Annotated in this window: 18 protein-coding genes and 2 pseudogenes; 9 read left to right on the top strand and 11 right to left on the bottom strand. The window is 68.2% G+C overall.

Going from position 1 to position 24143, the window contains the following annotated elements; all coding sequences use genetic code 11:
* The first annotated feature begins 234 nt into the window (after positions 1-234).
* The 3 genes from ACLJPD_RS12620 to ACLJPD_RS12610 all read left to right on the top strand — a co-directional run bounded on the left by ACLJPD_RS12620 (position 235) and on the right by ACLJPD_RS12610 (position 4359).
* A complete protein-coding gene (locus ACLJPD_RS12620) occupies positions 235-906 on the top strand; it encodes an HD domain-containing protein (protein ID WP_410872231.1) in 672 nt (223 codons plus the stop codon).
* Between the two features lie 40 nt (positions 907-946).
* Positions 947-1570 carry an alpha-ketoglutarate-dependent dioxygenase AlkB gene (locus ACLJPD_RS12615; protein WP_410872230.1) on the top strand — a complete coding sequence of 208 codons (624 nt, stop codon included), beginning with the start codon at positions 947-949 and terminating at the stop codon, positions 1568-1570.
* 371 nt (positions 1571-1941) lie between these two features.
* Complete coding sequence (locus tag ACLJPD_RS12610) at positions 1942-4359, top strand: NERD domain-containing protein (protein WP_410872229.1); 2418 nt, start codon at positions 1942-1944, stop codon at positions 4357-4359.
* A gap of 152 nt (positions 4360-4511) precedes the next feature.
* On the opposite strand, the gene ACLJPD_RS12605 is transcribed toward ACLJPD_RS12610, so the two are convergent.
* The 5 genes from ACLJPD_RS12605 to ACLJPD_RS12585 all read right to left on the bottom strand — a co-directional run bounded on the left by ACLJPD_RS12605 (position 4512) and on the right by ACLJPD_RS12585 (position 8210).
* Positions 4512-5486 carry a hypothetical protein gene (locus ACLJPD_RS12605; RefSeq protein WP_410872228.1) on the bottom strand — a complete coding sequence of 325 codons (975 nt, stop codon included), beginning with the start codon at positions 5484-5486 and terminating at the stop codon, positions 4512-4514.
* A gap of 182 nt (positions 5487-5668) precedes the next feature.
* Positions 5669-5935 carry a YciI family protein gene (locus tag ACLJPD_RS12600; protein ID WP_410872227.1) on the bottom strand — a complete coding sequence of 89 codons (267 nt, stop codon included), beginning with the start codon at positions 5933-5935 and terminating at the stop codon, positions 5669-5671.
* 3 nt (positions 5936-5938) lie between these two features.
* Entirely contained in the window at positions 5939-6457 is a 519-nt protein-coding gene (gene nusB, locus ACLJPD_RS12595) for a transcription antitermination factor NusB (RefSeq protein ID WP_410872226.1), read from the bottom strand.
* A gap of 2 nt (positions 6458-6459) precedes the next feature.
* Positions 6460-7023, bottom strand: a complete 564-nt coding sequence (gene efp, locus ACLJPD_RS12590; protein WP_056810621.1) for an elongation factor P — start codon at positions 7021-7023, stop codon at positions 6460-6462.
* Positions 7024-7088: 65 nt separating this feature from the next.
* On the bottom strand, positions 7089-8210 hold the full coding sequence (locus tag ACLJPD_RS12585; protein ID WP_410872225.1) for a M24 family metallopeptidase: 1122 nt from the start codon (positions 8208-8210) through the stop codon (positions 7089-7091).
* A 160-nt stretch (positions 8211-8370) separates the two neighbouring features.
* Here ACLJPD_RS12585 and ACLJPD_RS12580 point away from each other — a divergent pair, with 160 nt between their 5' ends.
* The 5 genes and pseudogenes from ACLJPD_RS12580 to ACLJPD_RS12560 all read left to right on the top strand — a co-directional run bounded on the left by ACLJPD_RS12580 (position 8371) and on the right by ACLJPD_RS12560 (position 14879).
* A complete protein-coding gene (locus ACLJPD_RS12580; RefSeq protein WP_410872224.1) occupies positions 8371-8835 on the top strand; it encodes a prepilin peptidase in 465 nt (154 codons plus the stop codon).
* Between the two features lie 182 nt (positions 8836-9017).
* Complete coding sequence (aroC, locus tag ACLJPD_RS12575) at positions 9018-10226, top strand: chorismate synthase (RefSeq protein ID WP_410873391.1); 1209 nt, start codon at positions 9018-9020, stop codon at positions 10224-10226.
* Between the two features lie 119 nt (positions 10227-10345).
* Positions 10346-10840 (top strand): annotated as a pseudogene (locus ACLJPD_RS12570) (shikimate kinase); the annotation flags it as partial.
* 935 nt (positions 10841-11775) lie between these two features.
* On the top strand, positions 11776-12894 hold the full coding sequence (aroB, locus tag ACLJPD_RS12565; RefSeq protein WP_410872223.1) for a 3-dehydroquinate synthase: 1119 nt from the start codon (positions 11776-11778) through the stop codon (positions 12892-12894).
* Between the two features lie 395 nt (positions 12895-13289).
* Positions 13290-14879 (top strand): amidase, encoded by a 1590-nt coding sequence (locus ACLJPD_RS12560; RefSeq protein WP_410872222.1) that lies wholly within the window; start codon positions 13290-13292, stop codon positions 14877-14879.
* Here the strand turns inward: ACLJPD_RS12560 and ACLJPD_RS12555 are convergent.
* The 6 genes and pseudogenes from ACLJPD_RS12555 to ACLJPD_RS12530 form a co-directional block, all read right to left on the bottom strand.
* Positions 14872-15201, bottom strand: a pseudogene (locus ACLJPD_RS12555) (hypothetical protein); the annotation flags it as partial. The gene ACLJPD_RS12560 and the pseudogene ACLJPD_RS12555 overlap by 8 nt on opposite strands.
* 72 nt (positions 15202-15273) lie before the next feature.
* Positions 15274-16092 carry a shikimate dehydrogenase gene (locus ACLJPD_RS12550; protein ID WP_410872221.1) on the bottom strand — a complete coding sequence of 273 codons (819 nt, stop codon included), beginning with the start codon at positions 16090-16092 and terminating at the stop codon, positions 15274-15276.
* A gap of 1 nt (position 16093) precedes the next feature.
* Positions 16094-17626: an endolytic transglycosylase MltG gene (locus tag ACLJPD_RS12545; protein WP_410872220.1), complete on the bottom strand. Its 1533-nt coding sequence runs from the start codon at positions 17624-17626 to the stop codon at positions 16094-16096.
* Complete coding sequence (gene ruvX, locus ACLJPD_RS12540) at positions 17623-18183, bottom strand: Holliday junction resolvase RuvX (protein ID WP_410872219.1); 561 nt, start codon at positions 18181-18183, stop codon at positions 17623-17625. The genes ACLJPD_RS12545 and ruvX overlap by 4 nt, the downstream gene beginning before the upstream one ends.
* Positions 18183-20846 (bottom strand): alanine--tRNA ligase, encoded by a 2664-nt coding sequence (gene alaS / locus ACLJPD_RS12535; protein WP_410872218.1) that lies wholly within the window; start codon positions 20844-20846, stop codon positions 18183-18185. The genes ruvX and alaS overlap by 1 nt, the downstream gene beginning before the upstream one ends.
* Before the next feature lie 74 nt (positions 20847-20920).
* The gene (locus ACLJPD_RS12530) at positions 20921-22294 is read right to left on the bottom strand and encodes a replication-associated recombination protein A (protein WP_410872217.1); all 1374 of its coding nucleotides are present in this window, start codon (positions 22292-22294) and stop codon (positions 20921-20923) included.
* 111 nt (positions 22295-22405) lie between these two features.
* Between ACLJPD_RS12530 and ACLJPD_RS12525 the strand changes: the two genes are divergently transcribed.
* Complete coding sequence (locus ACLJPD_RS12525) at positions 22406-24091, top strand: alkaline phosphatase D family protein (protein ID WP_410872215.1); 1686 nt, start codon at positions 22406-22408, stop codon at positions 24089-24091.
* Positions 24092-24143 lie beyond the last annotated feature (52 nt).

Genomic DNA, 24143 nt, shown 5'->3' with positions numbered 1-24143 from the left:
GCCACGGCACGAGGCCGGACTCAGGTCGCCGTATTGCTGCAACAGCTGGGCCAGTGCGCGTTCGAGCCGTCTCACCTTGTGTCCGAGGATATTTCGCGGTGTGGCGCCGTCGAGCGATCGTCTCGATCAAATGACGTTTCCACAACCTTCAGGCTAATTGAAAGTCAAGGTATGCTTCAACCACCCTGAAGGTTGGAACGTCGCTCAAACCGGGCACCGATAGGAGCAATCCCCATGCCACGGAAAACTTCTGAAATCGACTCACTGGCGCTACCCGCCACGCCACTCGCGAACGAAACCCACCGGCTGATCGCCGAGGCACTCGACGCGCCTGTGCGCCATCACAGCGTTCGCGGGTTCCTGTTCGGGCGCACCCTCGCCGCCGACCAGGGCTTGCAGCCTGGCACGGACTACGACGAGGAGCTCATGTATCTCATCTGCGCGCTGCACGATATCGGCCTGTCCGAACGCGCCAATGGCACACAACGATTCGAGATCGACGGTGCGGATTTCGCGGCCGAGTTCCTCGAAGCCCAGGGTGTGCGCGATGAGCGCGTCGACATCATCTGGGATGCCATCGCCGCACACACGACCGGCCTCAGCGACTCACCCGTGTACCGCCGACGACGACCCGCCGCCATCTGGATCGCGGTCGCCGGCATCGGTCTCGATGTCGGCGGCGGCCCCGGCGACCTACCTCCCGGCTTCGCGGACCTGGTCCACGCCGCCTATCCGCGCCTCGGCGGCACGCGGGCCCTCACCGCCATCATCGAGCGCCAGGCGGTCACCGACCCGCGCAAGGCACCACCGGGCTCACTGCCGGGCGAGATCCTCCGGCTGCGTCATCCGGAGTTGGTGCCGTACACATGGGACATGATTCTCGACGCGAGTGGCTGGCAGGACTGACTATCGAACATACATTCGAATGCGTTGTAGACTGACGCTCATGTCGCTGCCCCTGCAAGGTTCACTGTTCGACGGTGACGCGATTGCCCTGGGTTCCATCGAGGCGATCCGACGCACCCCACTCGACGCGACGAGCTGGGTCGATGTGATACCCGGCTGGCTGAGCGGCGCGAGTCAGCTGTTCGATCGACTGGCCGAACGGGTGCCATGGCATGCCGAACGCAGGCCGATGTACGACCGGGTGGTCGACGTGCCGCGGCTCGTGTCGTTCTTCGGGGAGAACGATCCGCTGCCCGATCACATTCTGGTCGACGCGCGGGCGGCGCTCACCACGCATTACGCGGCCGAGCTCGGTGAACCGTTCCGGACGGCCGGGCTGTGCTTCTACCGCGACGGCCGCGACAGCGTCGCCTGGCACGGCGACACGATCGGCCGCGGCGCCACCCACGACACAATGGTCGCGATCGTTTCGGTAGGGGCGCCGCGCTCGCTGCTGCTGCGGCCGCGCGGTGGGGGTCCGAGCGTGCGGTTCACGGCGGGGCACGGTGACCTGTTGGTGATGGGTGGAGCGTGTCAGCGAGCCTGGGAGCACGCGGTTCCCAAGACCGCGCGGCCGGTCGGGCCCCGCATCAGCATCCAGTTCCGTCCGCGCGGTGTTCGCTGAGATCTGCGACGGCGCCGCGGGCGGGGTTCGTCGGCGGCGGTGAGCAATACTTACGGATTTCGCCGCCGTGGCGGATTGTCGGTGGCTGGTCGTAGGATCCGGGGATGGGGAGTTCACTTCTGCCGCATGTGCGGGCATCGAATGCGTTGAGGGGGCCGGTCTTGGTAGCGGGTCAGATCACGAAGCCGCCGGTGGAACGGGTTCGGCCGGTCGGCAACCACCCGGCGGCAGGCCGAAACCCGGTTCCGCCGTGGTGAGTTCGGTAATCGACCTTGCCGAAGCCGTTGCTCAGCAACAGGATTCGGTTTCGATACGGCTAGTGGAGGCCGTATCCTGATAGCAGTCCGCAGTCGTGTGCTCAGGGGGTCGTGGTGATCGTCGTTGTCGCGGACGAGACCGAACTCGAAGGCGCGGAACAGATCATCGGCGCGGCCCTGCGTGACCAGGCGTTTCGGGCGGGCGGTATCGCCGTGTTCCGCTGTCATGTGCCGGAGAGTCGGGGCGGGTCGGTCGAGGTCGACTCGTTGGTATGCACGCCGCAGAGCGTGACCATCGTGGAGGTGAAGGGGTTCACCGCCCGCCAGGAAGGAACCCTCGCCACCCCGCCGAACGGGCCATGGACCATCGACGGCGAACCGGCCGCGCTCTATCACGCCGTGCGGGTGCCGAACCCGTTCGTCCAGGTGCGCCGACAGGTGTTCGCGGCGAAGAGCTTGTTGCAGCAGGCGGGGATCTTCGGCTGGGTGAACGCAGTGATCGCGCTGGTCGCCCAGCCCGGCACCGAGATCACCATCGAGGAAACCAGGATCGCCGACGGGTACCGCGCGGTGCTGGTCGATCGCGACGACGCCGGTGCCCTGCACGACTATTTCCAAGCGGAGAGCGGGCGTACCGTCCGGCTCAGCATCGATGATGTCACCCGGGTGTTCGCCGCACTGAACCTGGGCCATCTGCTGCCGAGCTCCGATGAGCTGAAGTCACAGGGGTTTCCGGCCGCACTCGACCCAGCGACCACCTCTCGTCCCGCTGCCCCTACCGCCGTCGAGCTCGGCACACCTGCGGGCACAGAAGTTTCCGCCACACCCGCGGGGCCGACCGGTTCGTCCCAGACAGCCACGCCCGCCTTCCTCGCCGCGATCGATCGACTCGCCCATCGATCCCGCCCGGCTCGTCCCGAGGAACCAACGACACCGATCGTCGCTGAAGAAGTGGTGGAATCACCTACTGCGAGTGCAGCATTCACTGACATACCTGCCGACGATCCAGATGTCCCAGCGAAATCGGCCACCGAAGTCGGATCCCGCGGCGAATCTGCGGCCGATCCCGAAACGTCGAACCCTGCTGTCGCCGAGAGTGTCCCACCGCATGATCCTTCCCCCAACCCGATAGCGAGCGATGCCGTCGCGCACCACGAGCCGGGTGCCGGTGCCCGCGTCGCCGGTGATCAGAAGCCTTCCGAGACCACGGATCGGTCACCGAGTGCCGTAGCCGCCGGTGCGCCTGCTGATGGCGAGGTGGCCGAGCCGCCGCACCGGGCGTCTGAAAGTGTTGTCTCGCTGAGCAAATCGCCTGCGGGAACCGAAGCGGACTCGATCGGTGATCCGCCGGCCGACGGACCCGCGACGAGCGCAGGCAGTTCGAAGCTCCGCCAGGGACCTGCGACGGAGAACGACGACTCCGCTGCCGGTACCCCAGCTGCTGCGGGTGTCGGAGGTCCGACTGTTGGTGCAGGTACCGCACTCGGCGCCGCCGCGGCACTCGGTACCGCCGCGGCACTCGGTGCGGCTGCCGCCTCCAGTTCCGCTCGTTCCGCTCCTCCCACCAGATCTGCCGCCGCCGCTGGCTCTGCCACCCCTGCTGGCTCTGCCGTCGCCGGCTCTGCCACCCCTGCTGGTTCTGCAGTCGCCGATGGTTCCACTACTGCGGCAGGATCCGGCGAGACCGGATCGTGGAGTACCCCATCGACAGCGAGCAGCATCCCCGCCGTCGCACGCCCACACCGTCCCGCGGAACCCGAAGCACCACCGGAGAACTCGGAGCACTGGTCGGATTGGGTCGAACGTGACCGGACGCCTCGTCGGCCGACACTGTCGGCCAGGTGGCGAGCATGGCGACGACGAGGCAACGGTCCATCGCTGCGCGAGCGATGGCACAACCGGCCGGTGCGCGAGCGGACTGCGCCGCGGCGTGGACTGAGTGTGGGGCCCGGGGTCGCGTTGCTGCTGTTCATCGCACTGTTCGGGGCCGGGTTCTTCGCGATCACCGCGGTGCAGGCGAGCCGATTCGAGATGTCGGACTACGACCGGATGTGCGGCGAGGACAAGAAGCCGTTCCCTGATGCCGCGCCTTATCAACGCGAGGGCGCACGCCCGATCTACCTGTCGGGGGAGCTCACGGCCATGGTCGACCCAGTCGACCCGGCCGCATGGAATCCGCACGACCCGTCGACCGTTCAGCTCATTGCCTGCATGAAGCAGCTGGAACTGCGCGACCTCGTCCAGACCTGCCAATACGAACCTTCCCCCGGTACGCCGATAGGGCGCACCGTCAACCTCTTCCGCGCCACCTACGAGATCGCCGTCTACGAACTCCACACCGGACGCGAAGTCGCCAAGGCGACCATGCTCGGCGAACGCTATTCGGCCGATCCGTCCAACACCGACCCGGACCGCTGCCGAGCCGCCGCCGACGCCGACGATTTCCTTGGCCGACGACTCGGCCAACCCTCGTCGGCCCAGCTCACCGGCTTTCTCGCCCCGCTGGTCAACGCCGCCCGCACCAACCCTTGACCTCGAGCCCACTCGAGGTAGCAGGATCACTTCGTGCCCCGAGCACACCCGACACCGCGCCCACCCAGCGCCGGTCGCGCCTCCGCTGGTTCCTCGTACACCCACCAGCGGAGGCCGTCGGGACCATCCGGCGCAGACCGTGGTCCCGCCGACTACGGCTCCGGAGAGCCCTGTTCTGCGGTCGGCTCTCCACCGGCAGGCTGCTCACCGGCCGGCTCCCCACCGGTTCCGAGTTGCAGTGCGCGAGTGAGTTTCACCTGAGCTCGCAGTAGGTCTTGGCCCACGATCTGCAGGGTGTGCGGCTCCGCGAGGCCCCGCTCACGGATCAATTCGGTCACGGTTTCCAAACGCAGCAACGAGGCCGCCAGATAGCCCTGCAAGACGGCGATCCGATCGGCGGGCACTGTTTGAATCGTCCTGCTCGCCAACGATTCCAGATCGCGTTGCGCCTTGAGGGTGTCGGAGGTGAGCACCGCGAAAACGCCCCAGAGGTCGTCCACTGCCGCGCCGGCGATCTGAGCGCGCAGCGACTCGTAGGATTCGTGACGGCGCGCCGAGGCTTCTCGCACATCGCGTAGGGCGTCGTTGAGGTGCGATTTCATCGCATCCGGAATGTGGTAGACCTGATTGATCTCGGTCGTGCCGATCCGCTCGGCCACCCGGCTCACAATCGCCAGGGCGTCGTCGAGATCGGTGAGTGCGACGCGGAGCAGCGGCGCGGTCGCGTGAAACCGTGGCTCCATGGCCTGCAGATCGTAGAACTCGTTGATTCGCCTGCCCGCCACCGCGATATCCCGGCTGAGCAGCGCGACATTCTCGTGTAGTCCCATCGCGTGCAGTCGCTGATCGACGGCGGCATCGAGTGCTGCAGCGACATTCGGGTCGCGCGGTTCGTGGATATGGTGCACTGCCGAAGCGATCCCCGACCGGGAGAACGCCTTGGTGAAGAAGATCGTACTGATCGACAAAGATAGTCCGAGTACGAAATCCGGTTCCGCGGTGAAGACGTCACGAATATTCCCCCGTGCCATGATGAGGGAACCGCCTGCTACCAACAATCCCAGTACAGCCCACAGATACTGCGCCCGAGTCATGTGCCAGCTGCTCAGCGTCAGATTGTCGCTCATCTTCTCCCCCGCTGCTGCGGTCGAGCGGCGACCGCGACTATCTCCTACGCATCATCCTGTACACCAACGTGATTCGCACCCCCGATCGCGAAACTGTCGCGCATCCATCCGCCGACCCATCTCGCCCTTCGGACGACAACAGCCGCACGTTCAGAATGAACGTGCGGCTGTGACAACGGGATTCACGCCGAGACGGTGATTTCCCATTCGTAGATCGTCAGTTCCGAAGCTCCGGCGGTGTGGAGCGGGTCGGAGTGGGCGATTTTCGTTGCGGCGGTGAGGCTTTCGGCCAGGATGACGTAGGCGCCACCCGTCCCGTCGGTGAAGCCACCGCTCTCCTGCAGGCGGCCATCGGCGAGCAGTTCCCGCAGGAAGGCGCGGTGCGGTTCGATCACCGAGTTGTCGAACTTCGGGGTGCGCTCGGCCATCACGAGGTACTTGCGCGCCATGCCTCAGGACTCCGTCTCGCCGCGCGCGGCCTTCGTCGCGGCCGTTGCGGCCGCGGCCGCGCGGACCTGCGGTGCCACCTGCACGACCTGACCGAGCACCCCGTTCACGAACGACGGGGAGTCGTCGGTGGACAGTTCCTTGGCCAGCTCGACAGCCTCGTCGACCGCGACGACCGGGGGCACGTCGGTGGCGTGGAACAGTTCCCACACCGCGATCCGCAGAATGGCCCGGTCGACGGCGGGCAGCCGCTGCAGGGTCCAGTCCTGGAGATAGCCCTCGATGGTGCCGTCGACCCGGTCGAGGTCGTCGGCGACGCCCTCGACGAGGGTGCTGGTGTAGGCGTGCACGGGAGCAACGCTCTGGTCGCGGGTCGCCAGGTCAGCGCGATCCGAGAGCAGTACGGAGACGTCGACATCGCGCGCCTCCGCCTCGAACAGCAGGTCCACCGCCCGGCGGCGCGCCTTGTGGCGCGCGCCGAGCTTCTTGAACGAGCCCTTCTTGTCTGCCGGGGAGTCGGTCACGATCAGCCGTTGACGCGGCCGAGGTAGCTGCCGTCGCGCGAGTCGATTTTCAGCTTGTCACCGGTGTTGATGAACAGCGGGACAGCCACCTCGGCGCCGGTTTCCAGGGTGGCGGGCTTGGTGCCGCCGGTGGAGCGGTCGCCCTGCAGACCGATATCGGTGTGCTGCACGACCAGCTCGATGGTGACGGGGAGCTCCACGAACAGCGGCGCCTCCTCGTGCACGGCGACCTGCACGCCCATGTTCTCCAGCAGGAAGCGGGCACCGTCACCGATGGTGGCCTCCGGGATGGAGATCTGGTCGTAGGTGTCACCGTCCATGAAGATGTAGTCGGTGCCGTCGTGGTACAGGTAGGTCATGTCGCGACGGTCGACGGTCGCGGTCTCGACCTTGACACCCGCGTTGAAGGTCTTGTCGACGACCTTGCCGGACACGACGTTCTTCAGCTTGGTCCGCACGAACGCGGGGCCTTTGCCCGGCTTCACGTGCTGGAATTCGATGATCTGCTGGAGCTGACCGTCGATTTTCAGCACAAGGCCGTTCTTGAAGTCGCTGGTGTCCGCCACTGTCCTCGGATCTCCTCGTTCGTTTTACTGCGTACTGGGGGTTTACTGCGTTCTGGGCGCCGATGTCACTCGACGACGATCAAATCCTTGCTGGTGCGGGTGAGCAGTTCCGGGCCCGCTTCGCGCACCACGAGCGTGTCCTCGATCCGGACCCCGCCACGGCCGGGAAGGTATACACCAGGTTCGACGGTCACCGCCACACCAGCCAGAAGTGTACCGGTACTCGTTTTCGCCACTCCGGGTGCTTCATGGATCCGCAGCCCGACCCCGTGTCCGAGACCGTGCACGAACTGCGGGCCGTACCCCGCTTCTTCGATGACCGTCCGGGCCGCGGCGTCGACCTCGCTGGTCTTCGCGCCGGGCGTGAGCGCCGCGGTGCCCGCGCGTTGCGAGCGGGCGACCAGTTCGTAGATCTCGCGCTGCCAGCCGGCGGGGGGACCGAGGACCAGGGTGCGGGTCATGTCGGAGTGGTAGCCGTTGACCACCGCACCGAAATCGAACTTCACGAAGTCACCGGTGGCCAGCACGGCGCCGGTCGGCCGGTGGTGCGGGACGGCCGAGTTGACGCCAGCGGCGACGATCGTCTCGAAGGAGATCGCGTCGGCGCCGTGCTCGAACATCGCCCATTCGAGGTCGCGAGCCACCTGTTTCTCGGTGCGGCCCGGACGCACCAGGCCGCGTTCGAGCAGGGTGGCCAGCGCCTGATCGGCTGCCGTGCACGCCGCGCTCAACTGGTCGACCTCGTAGGGGTCCTTGACCATGCGCAGCTGTTCGACCAGGCCCGAGATGGGGACGAGTTGCAGCCCGGTGCGCAGTTCCTGGAACGAGGTGTGCTGATCGACGGTCACCACATGGCCTTCGAAGCCGACGCGGCCCAGTTGCCATTCCCCGGTCAGTTCGAGGACACGGCGCGCGGTGGCCCGGCAGATCTCGGCCTGCAGGTCGGGGACCTGTTCGGCGACCTGCGCGGAGTAGCGGCCGTCGGTGCCGATCACGGTGCGGTCCTCGGCGCCGCGCATATCCCACGAGTGCACCAGCACAACAGCATTGGATCCGGTGAAGCCGGTCAGGTAGCGGATGTTGACCAGATCGGTCACCAGCAACGCGTCGACACTGTTTTCCACCAGCAGGCTCCGCAGGGCACCGCGCCGGGCCGCGTAATCGGGGGCCGCGTATTCAGCACACATGGGTCAACGCTACCGCTGAACGGGCGACACGTCGGCACGCGATGCTGTTGATTTCGTGTCGGCGGGCAACTGGATACGCCCTTGTTCACATGCGCGGAAGTTATCCACATTCTGTGGTGAGGCCCACTTTTGGTGGTCGCGGCGCAGCACGATCGATCCCATGACCACTGCCGCGTTCTGTTGCCTCATCGCCTGGTGTCTGTTGCTCGGCGTCATCGATATCCATGCACGACGACTTCCCAACGCGTTGACCGGCGCCGGGGCGGCCGCGGTGTTCCTGTTCGCCCTCTCGACAGGGGAATTGGGGACCGCGGTGATCGGCGCCGCGCTGTTGACGATGCCGTATCTGGTTACCCACCTGCTCTCCCCCGCCGCGCTCGGAGCCGGTGATGTGAAGCTCGCGGTGGCGCTCGGGGCCGCCGCGGCGATCGCCGGGCCGCCTGCCTGGGTGTGGGCGGCGATTGCCGCACCGGTGCTCACCGCGGCCGGTGCGGCAGTGTTGCTCGGCCGGGATCGGCTGCGTGGGCGTGGTCTGTCGCGGGCACGTGCGAAACCGTCTGCTCGGCTGGTCCCGCACGGTCCGGCCATGTGCCTGGCCACGGTGACCGCGATGGCGTTGGCATGATCGACGGTGCGACGCGCCGAGAAGATTGTGGTGACGCGGTCGCGTCGGCGGCCCGCGGCAGGTCGGTTCGGCCGGATCAGGGCGGTGGCCGCCACCGCGCGGCCCGGCGTGGGACCGACGTGCCGCTCGTCACGGCGGCCCGCATTCCCGGCTACGCGTGTCGACATGGGAAGATGGTCGGCGTGTTGCGCTGGATAACTGCCGGAGAATCCCATGGTCCCGCTCTCGTCGCCCTCCTGGAAGGGATGGTCGCCGGAGTCGAGGTGACATCCGACGATGTCTCCGCACAGCTCGCCCGCCGCAGGCTCGGTTACGGGCGCGGCGCCCGGATGAAGTTCGAGGCCGACAAGGTCACCCTGGTCGGTGGCGTGCGCCACGGCCGCACCATGGGCGGTCCGGTCGCGATCGAGATCGCCAACTCCGAGTGGCCCAAGTGGACCGAAGTGATGTCGGCCGACCCGATCGATGAGACCGAGCTCGCGGGCATGGCGCGCAATGCGCCGCTGACGCGCCCGCGCCCGGGCCACGCTGATTACTCCGGGATGCTCAAGTACGGCTTCGACGATGCCCGCCCGGTGCTGGAGCGGGCCAGCGCCCGCGAGACCGCGGCTCGGGTCGCCGCGGGCACCTTCGCGCGCAACTTCCTGCGTCAAGCGTTCGGTGTCGAGGTGATCTCGCATGTGGTGTCGATCGGCGCCGCGGCCAACACCACCGGTGTCACGCCGGGCCCGACCGATCTCGACGCGATCGATGCCAGCCCGGTACGGGCGTTCGACGCCGATGCCGAGACGGCCATGATCGCCGAGATCGAAGCGGCGAAGAAGGACGGCGACACCCTCGGCGGTGTCGTCGAGGTCATCGTGGACGGCCTGCCCGTCGGGCTCGGCTCCTTCGTCAGCGGCGAGCAGCGCCTGGATTCACGCCTGGCCGCCGCCCTCATGGGCATCCAGGCGATCAAGGGTGTCGAGGTGGGCGACGGATTCGAGACCGCGCGCAGGCGCGGCAGCTTGGCCCACGACGAGATGCGGCCCGGACCCGACGGTGTGCTGCGTTCGACCAATCGCGCGGGTGGCCTCGAAGGCGGCATGACCAACGGCGAAGCGCTGCGGGTGCGTGCGGCGATGAAGCCGATCTCGACCGTGCCGCGCGCGCTGTCGACGGTCGACATGTCCAGCGGCGAGGAAGCCGTCGCCATTCACCAGCGCTCTGATGTGTGCGCGGTGCCCGCGGCGGCCGTTGTCGCGGAATCGATGGTCGCGCTGGTGCTGGCGCAGGCCGCGCTGGAGAAGTTCGGCGGCGACTCGCTGGTCGAGACCGTCGACAACATCACCAGTTACGTCAAGCGGATCGGCAGCCGCCCACACGTGCCCGCGGACAGCCGTACCCCGTGACCGAGCAGGGGCAGCAGGGGTCCGCGCCGGAGAGCGACGCGGACCCCTCACCGGCGACCGTCGAGCCAGGCGCTCCGACGACAGCTCCTGGCGCCGACGCCGACGGCCCGACCGCACCATTGGCGCGGGTGGTGCTGGTCGGACTGCCCGGCTCGGGGAAGTCGACGATCGGGCGCAAGCTGGCCAGAGAACTCGGGGTGGCGCTCTACGACACCGACGCGGGGATCGAGGCCGACACCGGGCGCACCATTCCCGACATCTTCGCTACCGACGGCGAGGCCGAGTTCCGCCGGATCGAAGAAGACGTGGTGCGCCGAGCTGTGCTCTCCCACGACGGTGTGATCTCCCTCGGCGGTGGATCGGTGCTGTCCGCACGGACCCGGGAGCTGCTGCGTGGTGCGACGGTGGTCTACCTGGAAATCAGTGTGTCCGAAGGGGTTCGGCGCACGGGCGCGAGTAGCACTCGTCCGCTGCTCAGCGGTGTCGACCCCGCGGCCAAGTACCGGGATCTGATGCGCGAGCGTCGCCCGCTCTATCGCGAGATCGCCTCGGTGCGCGTCCGGACCGACGGGCGAAGTCCGGGTCGGGTGGTACGGATGATCCTGGCCAAGCTCGGCCTGGAATCGGTGCGCACCGATCTCCAGCCCGCCCGCGCCACCACCGGAAACACCTCTCCCGCTTCGGGTTCGGTCACCGCACGATCTGGAACGGGCGGCAACCGGTCCAAGAACCGGCGCCGTGCCAGGGCTCGCGCCGCCGCCGCGCGCCGTGGTGGGGCGGAGCAGTTGGGCGTGGCGGCGATCGACCGTCGTGGCAGCGCCGATGACCGGACCCGCTCTGCGACAACACAATCCGCGAACGACAGTGCCACGGTCGACGAAACCACCGGTACCGCTCGCACCGCCGGTGCGGCGCAGGGCGAGGCGCGCACGGCAGGGAGTCGACGGTCGCGGCGTACCAGATCGCGCCGGGGCGGCGCACGGATCCGGTCAGCGACCAGCGCCACCACCCGCGATGCGGACGGCTCGTCAAGTGCGATGTCGGACAAGCCGGAAGGCCGCACAGCCTCGCGGACGGCAAGCAGCGCGGGCAACGCCGAGAACCAGCCGGGCAACCGCGTAGCCGCCGACAGTGCGCCGAGCACCCGCGATACCGACGTCGGCCAGGCTGGCATTCGCAATGCCGGAGCCGGGGGTCGAACGGGGAACCGCAGCGCCCCTGGTAGTCGAGCGAGCGGGCGCACCGCGGTCGCGGGAGGCCAGGCGAGTGGTCGCGGTGCCGGTCGCGGCAGGCGGTCGGCCAGCCGCGAGGCAGGCGCCCCTGGACAGGCTGGTCGTCGTGGTGGCGCGCCTGCCGGACCCACGGGTGCGGTGACCTCGGATCATTCGACGGAAACCCGGACCGATGCGCCGCAACAGGTTCAGCGGGCCGGGCCACCCGGTGACGCGGATCGCGGGGCGAATACCAACGAACGCAGGCGACGCGGGCAGCCGCGTCGGCGGAGCGGGCGACGTAATAACAATGACCAGAAAGAATCGGAGCAGCGCACGTGACAGAGCCGAACATCATCCAGGTTCGCACCGCCGACCCGTACCCGGTGATCATCGGACGCGGGCTGCTCGGCGATCTCGTCGAAGCGGTCAACGCGGGCAATGCTGTGCGGACCGTGGCGATCTTCCATCAGCCGCCGCTGGCGGAGACCGCCGAGGCGGTGCGTAAAGCACTGGCCGACACCGGGATCGACGCGCACCGCATCGAGATCCCCGATGCCGAGGACGGCAAGGAACTGGCCGTGGCCGGATTCTGCTGGGAGGTGCTCGGCCGGATCGGGCTCACCCGCAACGACGCCATCGTGAGTCTCGGCGGTGGCGCGGCCACCGACCTGGCCGGCTTCGTGGCCGCCACCTGGATGCGCGGGGTGCGCATCGTGCACGTGCCGACCACGCTGCTGGCGATGGTCGACGCGGCGGTCGGTGGCAAGACCGGCATCAACACCGAGGCGGGCAAGAACCTCGTCGGCAGCTTCCACGAACCCAGCGCCGTGCTGGTCGACCTCGCGACCCTGGAAACGGTGCCGCGCAACGAGATCGTGGCGGGCATGGCCGAGATCATCAAGGCCGGTTTCATCGCCGACCCGGTGATCCTCGACCTCATCGAAGCCGATCCGGAGGTCGCCCTCGACCCCACCGGTGACGTGCTGCCCGAACTGATCCGCCGCGCCATCCAGGTCAAGGCCGATGTGGTCGCCGCCGACCTCAAGGAATCGAGCCTGCGCGAGATCCTGAACTACGGCCACACCCTCGGCCACGCTGTGGAGCGCCGTGAGCGTTACCGCTGGCGTCATGGCGCCGCGGTCTCCGTCGGCCTGGTCTTCGCCGCCGAACTCGGCCGCCTGGCAGGCCGCCTCGACGACGCCACCGCCGACCGCCACCGCACCATCCTGGAGAGCGTCGGCCTGCCCGTCACCTACGACGGCGATGCCCTCCCGCACCTGATGGACGCCATGCAAACCGACAAGAAGACCCGCTCCGGGGTCCTGCGTTTCGTCATCCTGGACGGCCTCGCCAAGCCCGGCCGCCTCGAGGGCCCCGACCCTTCCCTCTTGGCCGCCGCCTACTCGGCCATCGCCCGCGACGCCAAGCCGGGCACCACCCCGATCATGCTCTGAGGTACCGGGTCTCTCGCCTGTACGCTCCCCAAGCACCAGCCGGGGGTTGTACATGTCGGCCCACCTGTTGGACCACGCGAAATACGCGCGGGCGTCCGATGAAGGTCTGCTGAACTTCCAGGCCGACATCGATCTCGCCCGCGCGTCGCCGTGTCCGGCGGATGGGCGAACACTCTGCGGCCGGAGCGGAACACGATCAGCATTGAGACATCCGTCCCGTTGTGCGCAAAGGCATTTCATGTCCTCGGCCAGGTGAACAAGCCGCTGCCTGCACTGTGACCTGGGGTGTGCCGATTCCATGACAGACCAGTGCGTGACCAGGTGGTTCGCTCGACTTTCCCGTTGCGCGAAGTAGCATTTCATGTCCTCTCTAGCGGGCCGATAGCGTCGAATTCATGGAATGGAGTTTCGGTTCGGCGGAAGAGCTTTCGGCTGCTTTGCATGCCGGCGAGGTGACCTCGGTGGAACTGACCGAGGAGGCGATCGCTCGTATCGAGCGCGACGACAAGGTGATCAACGCGATCTGTGTGCCGGATTTCGACGGTGCGCGGGCCGCCGCCAGCCGTGCCGACCAGGCGCGCACCCGCGGCGAGGACCGGCCGCTGCTCGGTATTCCGGTGACGGTCAAGGAGTCCTACAACATGGCCGGGCTGCCCACGACCTGGGGCATGCCGCAGCACGCGAATTATGTGCCGACCGAGGACGCGGTACAGGTGTCCCGGTTGATCACGGCCGGCGCGGTGGTGCTCGGTAAGACCAATGTGCCGTTGACACTGCGAGATATCCAGAGCTTCAACGAGATCTACGGCACCACCAACAATCCGTGGGATCACAGCCGCACGTCGGGTGGATCCTCCGGCGGATCGGCTGCGGCCCTGGCGGCCGGATTCGGCGCGCTGTCCATCGGCTCCGACCTCGCCGGTTCGCTGCGCACCCCCGCGCATTTCTGCGGTGTCTACGCGCACAAGCCGACACTCGGTCTGGCGCCGACCCGCGGCATGGTCGCGCCGCCCGCGCCGGCCTTGCCGATCGACCTCGACCTCGCCGTCGTCGGCCCGATGGCGCGCACCGCCCGCGATCTCACGCTGCTGCTCGACGTGATGACCGGACCGGACCCGCTGACCCACGGCGTCGCCTACGACGTCACGCTGCCGCCCGCGCGCCACGAGCGGCTGTCGGACTTCCGTGTCCTGATCATCGAGGACCACCCGCTGATTCCGACCGGATCGGCGGTGCGGGCGGGGGTGAACCGGGTCGCCGAGGCGCTCGTCGACGCGGGCGCCCGCGTCGAACGGCACAGTCCCCTGCTGCCCGATCCGATCGAAGCGGCGACGCTCTACATGCTGCTGATGCTGTCGAACGCCGCAGCGGGTCTTCCCGTCGACGTGTACGAACAGCTGCGGACCGCCGCCGCCGCCCTGAGCGCGGACGACCGGAGCCTCGATGCGGCGCGGCTGCGCGGCATGGTGCTCAGCCATCGCGACTGGGTCGAGGCGAACAACCGTCGCGAATTACACCGCCATGGCTGGCGGCAGTTCTTCGCCGAATTCGATGCCGTGGTGTGCCCTATAACGCCCACTCCCGCTTTCCCGCACGACCACAGCGGCGGTCTGGAGAACCGGCACATCGACATCGACGGCGTCGAGTACCCGTACTTCGACCAGCTCGTCTTGGCCGGTATGGCCACCATGCCCGGCCTGCCCGCCACCGCCGTACCGGCGGGCCGGTCCGCCGAGGGTCTGCCGGTGGGCGTGCAGCTCATCGGTCCGATGTTCGAGGATCGCACCCCGCTGCGGTTGGCCGAACTGCTCGAGCAGAAGATCGGCGGCTTCCGGGCACCGAAACAGGGCGAGCGAGATCTGCTCAGCTGGCGGAGGCGAACTCCGGTTGCGTTGCGGGAGCCGGAGATTCACTCGAACGCCGAGCCCGGGAATGACCGAACGCGACACCCACCATCGCGGGCAAGAAGACCAGCAACAAAATGAACGACGCCGCCGACGTCACTTCGTAGAGGAGCCCGGCGTCGCCGAGTTCGATGCCGGGAACCTGATCGAGTACCCAGCACACGGCCGAGCTGGCCAGACCCGCGCCGAACCCGGCGGCCAACCAGCGGACGGTGAGACCGTCGGTGCCCGAGCGTCCGTCGCGCACTCCCCAGGTGACGACTACCGCGATGATCGCAAGGAGACAGACTGCGCGCCAAAAGGTGCCGCCGGTGGGCCAGGAGGCCATGACGAGGCCGAGGACGACGCGCAAGGCGACGACCAGCGCGCCGAGGACGGTGGCTCGTAACACCCAAGCGGTCATGGACAACATCTTAGCCGGACAAAACTAGAACCGGTATCAATTCTGTGGATCTGTCGGAACTGGAGCCGTGGTCTACGACCGTGGAAGCGCCTCGTCCAGAGCAGCGGTCATCGCCGCACGCGGCGCCGACTGCCCGGTGAACAGTTCGACCTGCCCGTATGCCTGATTCAGCAGCATCTGCAGCCCGCTGACCACCGTGTTCCCGGCCGCCTCGACCGCGGTCGCCAGCGGAGTCGGCCACGGGTTGTAGATGGCGTCGAGCACGACCGGTGCCACAGCTACCGCCGACGCGATGGCCGCGGCTGCCGACGCGGGCACGGTGCTCACCACCGCACCCGCCGACGCACACGCCGCGCGCACCTGGTCCGCGTCGAGCGCGACGACCTTCGCTCGCATCCCGAGTCGATCGGCCAATTCCAGCGCGCTACGCGCCCGTCCGGCATCACGGGCGATCACGGTGACCGTCTTCGCACCGAGTTCCGACAGCGCCAGCAACGCGGGCCTGGCGGTTCCACCGGCCCCCAGCACGACAGCCTCGTCGATCGTCGAGACGCCACCACCGCGCAGCGCACCGAGGACGCCGTCGACATCGGTGCAGTCCGCCCGCCAGCCGCCCGCGGCGCGCACGAGCGTGTTGGCGGAGCCGACCAGCACCGCGCGTTCGGTGCGTTCCACGGCCACCGCCAACGCCGCTTCCTTGCCCGGCATCGTCACCGACAACCCGACCCATTCCGGCCCCAGCCCGCCGACCAGGCCGGGCAACTGCTCCGCCGAGCACTCGATGCGTTCGTAGCTCCACGGCAGACCGAGCGCCCGGTAGGCGGCCAGGTGCAGTTGGGGTGAGCGCGAATGCGCGATCGGCTGACCGAGCACAGCGGCCTTGCGGACCATCTCAGCGCCCACTGTCGAGAATGCCGCTCTGCTCGGCCTTCACGATATTGCGCAGGTGCTCGGAGTAGCTCTCGGTGAACAGCGTGGTGCCCTTCTTGTCGATCGTGACGAAGTACAGCCACTTCCCCGGCTCCGGATTCTCCATCGCCTGCAGTGCTTTGAGCGACGGCGCGGAGATCGGGTTGGCGGGCAGCCCCGACATCGCGTAGGTGTTCCACGGGGTCACGGTGCCGCGGTCGGCGTCGGTGGTGGCGACCTCGGTCTCCTCGAGCGAATAGTTCACCGTCGAGTCGAACTGCAATGGCTGGTCGATCCGCAACCGGTTGACGATGACCCGCGCGACCTTCGGCATGTCCGGCGCCAGCGCTTCGCGTTCGACCAACGACGCCGCGATCAACGTCTGGTACGGGTTGAGCTGGGTTTCGGCACCCGAACGCAACAGCCCGGTCGACTCGTACAGCGCCGCGCTCGCGGTGATCAGCTGACGCAGAATCTGCACCGGACCACCACTGGGATCGAAATCCAGGGTGCCCGCGGAGATCAACCCGTCGAGCTGCCTGCGCCGGTCGGGTGCGGCCGCGACCGACGCCTTGGCCCAGTCGGGCACGCCGAGCGCGGCCAGGTCGGTACTCGCGCCCGCCGCATCGAGCTGCTCGTAGGTGACGCACTTGGCGGTGGGAGCGGTGCCGACGCAACTGGCGGCCGCGATCTTGGTGTAGATACCTTCGGTGGGTGCACCGGTGTGGACATCGGTCCGGTTGTGCAGCTGACGACCCTCGGAAATCACGACATTGCCGACGCGCGAGGACTTCGACACCAACGCGGTCACCGCGTGTGCCGCGGGACTGGTCTTCTGGACCGCGTAGAAACCGGGCTGGACGTTGTTCATGTTCGAATTGCGCACGGCCGCTTCGTAGAACGCCTCCGAGCTGGCGACGACACCCTTGTCTTTCATGGTGTCGGCGATCTGGGTGGCGGTATCACCGGAATGCACCTGGACCACCACGATCTCGCCGGGCGGGCCCGCGAAATCCTCGGCGGGGGCGAGGCTGCCCATCAGTTTGTAGCCGGCGAAACCGGCGGCCGAGACGACGAGCACCACGAACACCGCCGCGATCACCCACATATTGCGGCGCCGCTTCTTACGCTCGGCGGCCTTGCGCGAGGCGATCCGCGATTTCGTGCGTCCAGACGACTTGGTCCGTCCCGATTGCTTGGTCCGCGCCGATGCCGCGCGAGGGCGGCCGGACTCGGCTCCCGCGGCGCGCTGCCCGATGCGACGCGGTGGGACGACCGGTTCCGGTTCGGGTTCCGGCTCGAGCGCTTCCGCTACGACCTGGTCGTCGTAGACCTCGTCCTCGTAGCGAGGGATGACGTCGGTGCCGTCCTCGTCCCACGCGCCGCGGTCGGGCGCCTCGCGCTCGTCACCGCGCACCGTGCGGGCATCGATGCCCCAGTCGTCGCGGCGGGGATAGCGCCGATCAGCTTCCCGTGCCCGGTAGCGTTCTTCGGCCCTGGTCCATCGGTCGGTCATGCATCGTCTCCGACCCTCGCCGTGTCTGCCGAGTCCTTCAAGTAGTCGTTCAACATCGAACTCCGCTCGTCCAACCATCCTTGCAGAATCGACACGGCTGCCGCCTGGTCGATCATCTGCCGCTGGCCACGTGCGCGAACTCCACTGTCGCGCAGCGCACGTGCAGCAGACACCGTAGTCAAACGTTCGTCGGATAGGCGTATCGGAATCGGGTCGATCACCCGGCGCAACTGCTCGGCAAACTTGCGGGCAATCGTAGCGGCGGTGCCGTTTTCGCCGCGCAGGGTGCGTGGCAGGCCGACGACAACCTCGACCGCTTCGTACTCCCGCACAATGTCGGCAATTCTTGCGATGTCGGCGGGTGGACCACCCGTGCGCCCACCGGACTTGGCGCGCGGGACAGTCTCGACGGGGGTGGCGAGGATGCCGTCGGGGTCGCTCGAGGCCACTCCGATACGCACGCTACCGACATCGACCGCGATCCGGCGGCCCCGTCCGGGGTCGGTGTCGGGGTGTGGCCGGTCGGCTTCGGAGTCGGACGAACCTGGGGTCGTCATCAGCCGGCGAGTTCGGCCACCCGGGCACGGACCGCGGTCAAACCGGCCGGGATGCCCGACGGGTCCGAACCCGCGCCCTGCGCCATCTCCGGCTTGCCGCCGCCACGCCCGGCGATACTGGGTCCGAAGGCCGCGACCAGATCGCCGGACTTGACGCCGAGATCCTGGGCGGCCTTGTTCACCGTTACCACGAACGGCGCCTTGCCCTCGACATTGCCGAGCAGCACGACGACAGCGGCCTCGCTGCCGAGGCGGCCACGGATATCGGTGGCCAGGGTCCGCAGGTCACCGGCCGACACGCCCTCGGGCGCCGCGGCGGCCACCAGGCGCACCGCACCGACCCGCTCGGCCTGCTCGGCGAACGTGCCCGCCGAGGACAGCACCGCGGCGATCTTGGTGCGCTCGAGTTCCTTCTCGGCCACCTTGAGTCGCTCCACGAGCTGCTCGACGCGCGCGGGCACCTCGTCCGAGGGCACCTTCAGCGAGGACGCGACACCGGCCAGCAGCGCACGCTCCTTGGCCAGGTACTTGTAGGAGTCGAGGCCGACGAAGGCCTCGACGCGACGCACGCCGGAACCGACCGAGGCCTCACCGAGCAGAGTGATCGGGCCGATCTGCGAGGAGTGCTGCACATGGGTACCACCGCACAGCTCCATCGAGAACGGGCCGCCGATCTCCACGACGCGCACCTCGTCGCCGTAGTTCTCGCCGAACAGCGCCATCGCGCCCATTTCCTTGGCCTTCGGCAGATCGGTGACGAAGGTGTTCACCGGGAAGTCCGCACCGACAGCGTCATTGGAGACGACCTCGATCTCGGCCTTCTGCTGCTCCGAGAGCGCGCCCTGCCAGTTGAAGTCGAACCGCAGGTAGCCGGGCTTGTTCAGCGAGCCCGCCTGCACGGCGTTGGGGCCGAGGATCTGGCGCAGCGCGGCGTGCACCATGTGCGTGCCGGAGTGGCCCTGGGTCGCGCCGCGACGCCAGGCGGGATCGGCTTGCGCGAGAACGACATCGCCCTCGGTGATCTGGCCCTGCTCGACGGTGGCCTTGTGGACCCAGACCTTCTTGGCGATCTTCTGCACGTCGTTGACCTGCAGTTTCACCCCGCTCGCCGTGATGGTGCCGCGGTCGGCGATCTGGCCGCCGGACTCGGCGTAGAGCGGGCTGCGATCGAGGATGACCTCGATGTCCTGGCCCGCCGTGGCCACCGGGACGCGAACGCCGTCGGCGATCAGGGCCAGCACGTTGGCCTCGGAGGTCAGCTCGTCGAAGCCGGTGAACTCGGTGGGACCGCGGTCGACCAGTTCCTTGTAGACGGTGAGGTCGGCGTGCGCGTGCTTGCGGGACTGGGCGTCGTCCTTGGCGCGCTTGCGCTGCTCGGCCATGAGCGAGCGGAAGCCGTCCTCGTCGACGGAAAGGCCTGCCTCGGCGGCCATTTCGAGGGTGAGGTCGATCGGGAAGCCGTAGGTGTCGTGCAGGGCGAACGCGTCGGACCCGGTGATCTGCTTGCCGCCCTTGGACTTCACCGCGGTGGCGGCGTTGTCGAACAGCGTCTCGCCGGTGTTGAGGGTCTTGAGGAACGCCATCTCCTCGCCGACCGACACGGTCTCGATGCGCGAGAAATCGGTGGCCAGTTCGGGGTAGGACGGTGCCATCAGGTCGGTGACGACCTTGATCAGCTCGGCCATCACCGGCTTCTCGGCACCGAGCAGGCGCGCCGAGCGCACGATGCGGCGCAGCAGGCGGCGCAGCACGTAGCCGCGGCCGTCGTTGCCGGGGTTCACGCCGTCGGCGATGAGCATCGCGGCGGTGCGGGCATGGTCGGCGATGACGCGGAAGCGCACATCATCAGTGTGTTCGACGCCGTAGGAGCGGCCGGTGAGTTCCTCGGCCTTGTCGATGATCGGGCGCATCAGGTCGGTCTCGTAGACGTTGTCCACGCCCTGGAGCAGGAACGCGACACGCTCGACACCCATGCCGGTGTCGATGTTCTGCTTGGGCAGCGGGCCGAGGATCTCGAAGTTGTCCTTGGAGATGCCCGCGCCACGCTCGTTCTGCATGAACACGAGATTCCAGATCTCGATGTAGCGGTCCTCGTCGGCCTCGGGGCCGCCCTCGACGCCGTACTCGGGGCCGCGGTCGTAGTAGATCTCCGAGCACGGGCCACACGGGCCGGGGATGCCCATCGACCAGTAGTTGTCGGCCATCCCGCGGCGCTGGATGCGATCGGCGGGCACGCCGAGTTCGAGCCACATCCGCTCGGCCTCGTCATCGTCGAGATAGACGGTGACCCATAGGCGCTCGGGATCGAAGCCGTAGCCGCCGCCGTCGACGCTGTCGGTGAGCAGCGTCCAGGCCAGCGTGATGGCCTCGCGCTTGAAGTAGTCGCCGAAGCTGAAATTGCCCGCCATCTGGAAGAACGTGTTGTGGCGGGTGGTGATGCCGACGTTCTCGATGTCGAGGGTGCGCACGCACTTCTGCACGCTCGTCGCGGTAGCCCACGGCGGGGTCTGCTGACCCAGGAAATACGGTACGAACTGGACCATGCCCGCGTTGACGAACAACAGGTTGGGGTCGGCCAGGATCAGCGAAGCACTTCCGACCTCGGTGTGTCCGGCACGGACGAAATGGTCCAGGAACCGTCGTCGAATCTCGTGGGTCTGCACAAATACCCAGCCTACCGGGCCGGTGCACGAGGTTTTCCATCGACCGGGGTGGTTCGCGCCACGCCGCTGACCGGCTACTTTCCGCGGATGATGCGGCGCAGCTTCTCGAGTCGCGGAGCGATCGTGCGTTCGTTGCCGTGGTCGGTGGGCAGGTAGTAGTCGGTGCCGACCAGTTCGTCGGGCGGGTACTGCTGGGTGACGACGCCCTCGCGGTATTTGTGCGGGAACTTGTAGCCCTTGGCGTTGCCGAGCAGCGCGGCGCCCGCGTAGTGGCCGTCGCGCAGGTAGGGCGGGACGGCACCTGCTTTGCCACCGGAGATGTCGGCCATGGCGGTGCCGATGGCGCTGGTCACCGCGCCGGACTTGGGGGCGGTGGCCAGGTGGATGGTGGCCTGGGCCAGTGCCAGTTTGCACTCGGGCAGGCCGACCAGTTGAACGACCTGCGCGGCGGCGGTCGCGGTCTGCAGGGCCATCGGGTCGGCCATGCCGATGTCTTCGCTCGCGTGGATCATCAAGCGGCGTGCGATGAATCGGGGGTCTTCGCCCGCGGCGAGCATGCGCGCCAGATAGTGTACCGCGGCGTCGACATCGGAACCGCGAATGGACTTGATGAAGGCGCTGATCACGTCGTAGTGCTGGTCGCCCGCACGGTCGTAGCGGACGGCGGCCTTGTCGACGGTCGCCTCGACCGTTTCCAGTTCGACGGCGCCCCCGGTCGCGGATTCGGCCGAGGCCTCCAACGCGGTGAGCGCGCGACGGGCGTCGCCACCGGCGATGCGGACGATGTGTTCGATCGCCTCGTCGCTGACGGTGTAGGCGTCGGCGAGTCCGCGCGGGTCGCTGATCGCGCGAGCGAGGACGGCGCGGATGTCGTCGGGGGTGAGCGGCTGCAGTTGCAGGACCAGCGAACGCGACAGCAGCGGCGACACCACCGAGAACGACGGGTTCTCGGTGGTCGCGCCGACCAGCAGCACGACGCGATTCTCGACGGCGGCCAGCAGCGCGTCCTGCTGGGTCTTGGAGAACCGGTGGATCTCGTCGATGAACAGGACGGTCTGCTCGCCCGCGGTGAGCCGGCGCCGGGCCAGGTCGATCACCGCGCGCACCTCTTTGACCCCGGCCGACAGTGCCGAGAGCGCTTCGAACCGTCGACCGGTGGCCTGCGACAGCAGCGAGGCGAGGGTGGTCTTGCCGGTGCCGGGCGGGCCGTAGAGCAGTACCGATGCCGCACCGGAACCTTCGACGAGTCGGCGCAGCGGCGAGCCGGGGCCGAGCAGATGCCCCTGACCGATCACCTCGTCCAGGTTCGCGGGGCGCATGCGCACCGCGAGCGGCGCGCCCGAGTCGCGACGGAACACCGCGTCGCCGGGTTCGGCGGACGCGTGTTCGCCGGGCACGTCGAAAAGGCTGTCGCTCACGCTGTGCAGGGTACCGAGACCCTCGGACATGTTCCGCGAGGACCAGCCCGGTCGCCGACGTCGCAATCGACCCGCAACTCCGGCAAAGTGGACAATTGACCAACACTTGTCGTGAGGACTTGCGCTCGAGTGATCGGTGCGATGAGATCGCTGATCGTGGCCCCCATCGCCGAAGTCCCCGCCGTTGTCGAGTCCGCCTTCGCGCGGCGGACCCTGCTCAAGGGCAGCGGTGTCGTCGCGGTGGCAGCGCTGACCACCGTCGCGACCACCGCACCCGCCGTCGCGGCCGTCGGGGTGTTCCGGCACGGCGTCGCCTCGGGCGACCCACTGCCGACCGCCGTCATCCTCTGGACCAGGGTGACCGTCGCCGAGGACGCCACGCCGGGTTCCGGCATCGGCGACGCGACCGCGGTGCGCTGGGAGATCGCCACCGACGCCGGTTTCGGCACGCTCGCCGCATCCGGCACCGCCACGGCCACGACCGAGACCGACCACACCGTCAAGGTCGACGCGACCGGCCTCACCCCCGGTCAGGACTACTTCTACCGCTTCACCGCACAGGGCGAGACCTCCCCCGTCGGCCGCACCAGGACCGCGCCCGCCCCGGACAGCGACATCGACCGGCTGCGCCTGGGCCTGGTCTCCTGTTCCAACTGGGAAGCGGGCTGGTTCGGCGCCTACCGCCACCTGGCCGCGCGGACCGATCTCGACGCGATCGTGCACCTCGGCGACTACCTCTACGAATACGGGCGCGGGAAGTACACCGGCCGCACCGGCGCGGTCCGTGCCCACAACCCGGCCAACGAGATCATCACCCTCACCGACTACCGCACCCGCCACGGCCAGTACAAGACCGACCCCGATCTGATGGCCCTGCACGCCGCGGTGCCGTTCATCTGCACCTGGGACGACCACGAGTCGGCCGACAACTCCTGGCGCGACGGCGCGGAGAACCACGACCCGGCCACCGAAGGCCCCTGGGTCGACCGCAAGGCCGCCTCGGCCCGCGCCTACCTGGAGTGGATGCCGGTGCGCGCGACCCGCACCGACGGCCAGGTGCAGATCTACCGCCGCTTGCGTTTCGGCACGCTGGCCGAATTGTCGATGCTGGATCTGCGCAGCTACCGCGACGAGGAGGCGGGGCCCGTCGCGGGCTGGCGCCACGCCGACGACCCGTCCCGCACGATCACCGGCCGCGCCCAAATGGATTGGCTCACCGCGGGACTCACCTCCTCGCCCACCCGCTGGAAACTGATCGGCAACTCGGTGATGATCACGCCGCTGGTGTTCCCACCGCTGGAAGCGGCGACGACCCAGGCGATCACCGAGGCGCTCGGCATCCCGCAGGGCGGCATCACCGTCAACGGCGATCAGTGGGACGGCTACACCGCCGACCGCAACACCCTGTTCCGGGCGATCGCCGACAACAAGGTGGGCGAGGTCGTGTTCCTCACCGGCGACATCCACACCTCGTGGGCCGCCGACCTGCCGTTGAACGCCGCGAACTACCCGGCCGGGCCGACCGTCGGCGCCGAGTTCGTCATCCCGTCGGTCACCTCCTCCAGCGTCGGCGACCTGCTGAAGATGCCCCCGCGCACCGCATCGGTCCCGGCGGAGGAGACGATCAAAGCGGCCAACCACCACCTGCGCTACGTCGAGCTCGACTCGCACGGCTTCGGTGTGCTCGAGGTGACCGCGACGCAGACGCAGATGGACTGGTTCTACGTCGGCGATGTCACCGATCCTGCTACGGGCATACGCCACGGCGCGTCCTTCGCCGTTCCGGTGGGCGGACGGCTCGAATCGCGGCCGACTCCGTCGCTCTGACCACGGTTCGCCGCGGCACCGCGAAAAGCGGCGCAGAATTCTTCGGACAGGG

It is taken from the genome of Nocardia sp. A7 (assembly GCF_046549215.1).
GTDB lineage: Bacteria > Actinomycetota > Actinomycetes > Mycobacteriales > Mycobacteriaceae > Nocardia.
This window is presented reverse-complemented; position numbering and strand designations above follow the sequence as displayed.

Excerpts from the sequence above, each read along its gene's own strand:
- ACLJPD_RS12620 (WP_410872231.1), top strand. The coding sequence starts at position 235 with ATGCCACGGAAAACTTCTGAAATCGACTCACTGGCGCTACCCGCCACG.
- ACLJPD_RS12615 (WP_410872230.1), top strand. The coding sequence starts at position 947 with ATGTCGCTGCCCCTGCAAGGTTCACTGTTCGACGGTGACGCGATTGCC.
- ACLJPD_RS12605 (WP_410872228.1), bottom strand. The coding sequence starts at position 5,486 with ATGAGCGACAATCTGACGCTGAGCAGCTGGCACATGACTCGGGCGCAG.
- ACLJPD_RS12600 (WP_410872227.1), bottom strand. The coding sequence starts at position 5,935 with ATGGCGCGCAAGTACCTCGTGATGGCCGAGCGCACCCCGAAGTTCGAC.
- ACLJPD_RS12585 (WP_410872225.1), bottom strand. The coding sequence starts at position 8,210 with ATGTGTGCTGAATACGCGGCCCCCGATTACGCGGCCCGGCGCGGTGCC.
- ACLJPD_RS12580 (WP_410872224.1), top strand. The coding sequence starts at position 8,371 with ATGACCACTGCCGCGTTCTGTTGCCTCATCGCCTGGTGTCTGTTGCTC.
- ACLJPD_RS12560 (WP_410872222.1), top strand. The coding sequence starts at position 13,290 with ATGGAATGGAGTTTCGGTTCGGCGGAAGAGCTTTCGGCTGCTTTGCAT.
- ACLJPD_RS12550 (WP_410872221.1), bottom strand. The coding sequence starts at position 16,092 with ATGGTCCGCAAGGCCGCTGTGCTCGGTCAGCCGATCGCGCATTCGCGC.
- ACLJPD_RS12545 (WP_410872220.1), bottom strand. The coding sequence starts at position 17,626 with ATGACCGACCGATGGACCAGGGCCGAAGAACGCTACCGGGCACGGGAA.
- ruvX (WP_410872219.1), bottom strand. The coding sequence starts at position 18,183 with ATGACGACCCCAGGTTCGTCCGACTCCGAAGCCGACCGGCCACACCCC.
- ACLJPD_RS12530 (WP_410872217.1), bottom strand. The coding sequence starts at position 22,294 with ATGTCCGAGGGTCTCGGTACCCTGCACAGCGTGAGCGACAGCCTTTTC.
- ACLJPD_RS12525 (WP_410872215.1), top strand. The coding sequence starts at position 22,406 with ATGAGATCGCTGATCGTGGCCCCCATCGCCGAAGTCCCCGCCGTTGTC.